Raw genomic sequence first — 2,358 nt, forward strand, 5'->3', positions numbered from 1 at the left:
CGATCCAGTACAGCGCGCCGATCCGGTCGCTGGCGGAGAACTCCGCCAGCGCCCAGCTCTTGCCCGCCTTCTCCTCGCCCTCCAGCAGGATGCACGGCCACGGCACCCGACCGGTCGGCTTGCGCGTTTCCAGGCCCGGAACGGCCATCGCGGTGCACCCCTGCGATCGAACACGTGTACGAAGGTCCTTCGACAGGCTATCCGCTCCGACACCCCGGAGTCCACCGCCGGGGAAGGGGGTGGCGGGTGTCGGTACCGCGGGGGATGATCGAACGCGTGTTCGAGCGGTGATCCGCTCGGGACGCACGGGGCCTTCCCACCCGACCGCACGACCAGGAGCTCGCGATGACCACCGCGCCCACGTCCGCCCACCCGTTCCGCCGGGCCGCCGGCGAGGCCGCGTGGCGCTGCGAGTGCGGGAAGAGCCGGAGCGCCGCGGTGCACCGCGGCGTGGCACCGCCGCCCCGACCCGTGGCGCCGGCCCCGGAGCCCACGGTCACCGTCTCCACCACCCACCTCCCCGCCGGGGAGCCGGTCCTCACCACCGACGTCGTCGGTACCGACTTCGGGCTGCCCCTGGTCCGGCCGACCAGGACCCGGCAGGGCAGCCGTGTCCGCGTCGTCCGCTCGCACTGCAAGGCGCACGGGGGAGTCGTCGTGTGGTTCACCGACGGCACGAAGACCCCGCCGCTGCACGGGCGCACCGCCTGGGTGGTCGCCCGCCCGGAGGCCGGGTCGCCGACGCCGGAGCGCCTCCCCGCCTGAGCGGCGCCAGCTGCGGGACTCACGGCGGCTCACGGCGCGGGCGGGAGCTCCAGGACACAAGTTCGTAACCGCCCCTTGTGGGTGGTGGCCTGGCTCACATAACCTTACGTCGTTGCTTGTAACGTTTCATTCAATCCTCGGATCCACCGCTCGCCCTGCGCCGCCGAACGGTGCGCAGCCACCCCGACCGCCGCCGCGGAGCCCGCGGCGCCGTCCCGAAGGAGAGATGGATGAACCGGACCAGGCGCCGCTCGGCGGCCCTCGTCGTCGGAGCGGCGGTGACCTCGCTGGTCATGTCCGCCTGCGGCGGCGACAGCGGCTCGGACGACGGGTCGATCACCCTGTCGTTCCTGGCCGACAACTCCGAGACCAGCGTGGCCACCGCCGAGGCGCTGGCCGAGGCGTTCATGGAGGAGAACCCCGACATCACCGTCGAGGTGGAGACCCGCCCTCAGGGCGGTGAGGGCGACAACATCGTCAAGACCCGGCTGTCCACCGGGGACATGACCGACCTGTTCATGTACAACTCCGGCTCGCTCTTCCAGGCGCTCAACCCGGAGCAGACCCTCGTGCCGGCGGGGGACGCCGAGTGGGTCGACGACCTCCAGGAGTCCTTCACCACCGCCGTGACCGCGAACGACCAGGTCTACGGCGCACCGTTCGGCCAGTTCATGGGCGGCGCGATCATGTACCACATCCCCACGTACCAGGAGCTGGGGCTCCAGATCCCGCGCACGTGGGACCAGTTCATGGAGAACAACGCCGCCATCCAGGCCGCCGGGAAGGTGCCGGTGATCCAGACCTACGGCGCCGATTCGACCTGGACCTCGCAGCTGTTCGTGCTGGGCGACTTCCACAACGTCGTCCAGGAGGAACCCGACTTCGCCGAGCAGTACACCGCCGGCGAGGCGAAGTTCGCCGACACCCCTGCGGCGCTGGCCGGTTTCCAGCACCTGCAGGAGATCAACGAGGCCGGCTACCTGAACGAGGACTTCGCGTCGGCGACGATGCCCGACGGCATGGCGATGCTGGCCGCCGGTGAAGGCGTCCACTACCCGATCCTCACCTTCGCGCTGGCCACCCTCGAGGCGAACAACCCCGAGGCGCTCAACGACGTCGGTCTGTTCCCGATCCCGGGGACGGACGAGGCGAGCAACGGCCTGACCGTGTGGGCGCCGGGCGCGGTCTACATCCCGGCCACCACCGAGGGGGAGCAGCTGGAAGCGGCACGGCAGTTCCAGGCCTTCATCGCCAGCCCGGCCGGCTGCCAGGCCACGATCGAGGCCACCCCGCCCCAGGGCCCCATGGCCGTCGACGGCTGCGAGCTGCCCGACGACGTCCCGCAGGTGGTCAAGGACATCCAGACCTACGTCGACCAGGAGGGCGCGACGACGCCGGCGCTGGAGTTCGTGTCGCCGATCAAGGGTCCGGCGCTGGAGCAGATCTGCGTGGAGGTCGGCTCGGGGATCCGCTCGGCCGAGGACGGCGCCGCCCTCTACGACGAGGACGCGAAGAAGCAGGCCCAGCAGCTCGGGATCGAGGGCTGGTAATCCGACGATGAGCCCCGGTCGCGGGCCGCCGTCCCGGCGGCCC

2 protein-coding genes are annotated in these 2,358 nt (G+C 71.3%); both read left to right on the forward strand.

The window, feature by feature from the left end:
• The first annotated feature begins 345 nt into the window (after nt 1-345).
• Nucleotides 346-765, forward strand: a complete 420-nt coding sequence (locus ACI78S_RS25060; protein ID WP_456977704.1) for a hypothetical protein — start codon at nt 346-348, stop codon at nt 763-765.
• A 230-nt stretch (nt 766-995) separates the two neighbouring features.
• Nucleotides 996-2,315, forward strand: coding sequence for an ABC transporter substrate-binding protein (locus ACI78S_RS25065; RefSeq protein ID WP_456977705.1), 1,320 nt, complete (start codon nt 996-998; stop codon nt 2,313-2,315).
• Nucleotides 2,316-2,358: the final 43 nt, after the last annotated feature.

It is taken from the genome of Geodermatophilus sp. SYSU D00815 (genome assembly GCF_054050035.1).

Bases quoted from the DNA above. Each gene is read 5' to 3' on its own strand.
- ACI78S_RS25060 (WP_456977704.1), top strand. From the start codon at position 346: ATGACCACCGCGCCCACGTCCGCCCACCCGTTCCGCCGGGCCGCCGGC.
- ACI78S_RS25065 (WP_456977705.1), top strand. From the start codon at position 996: ATGAACCGGACCAGGCGCCGCTCGGCGGCCCTCGTCGTCGGAGCGGCG.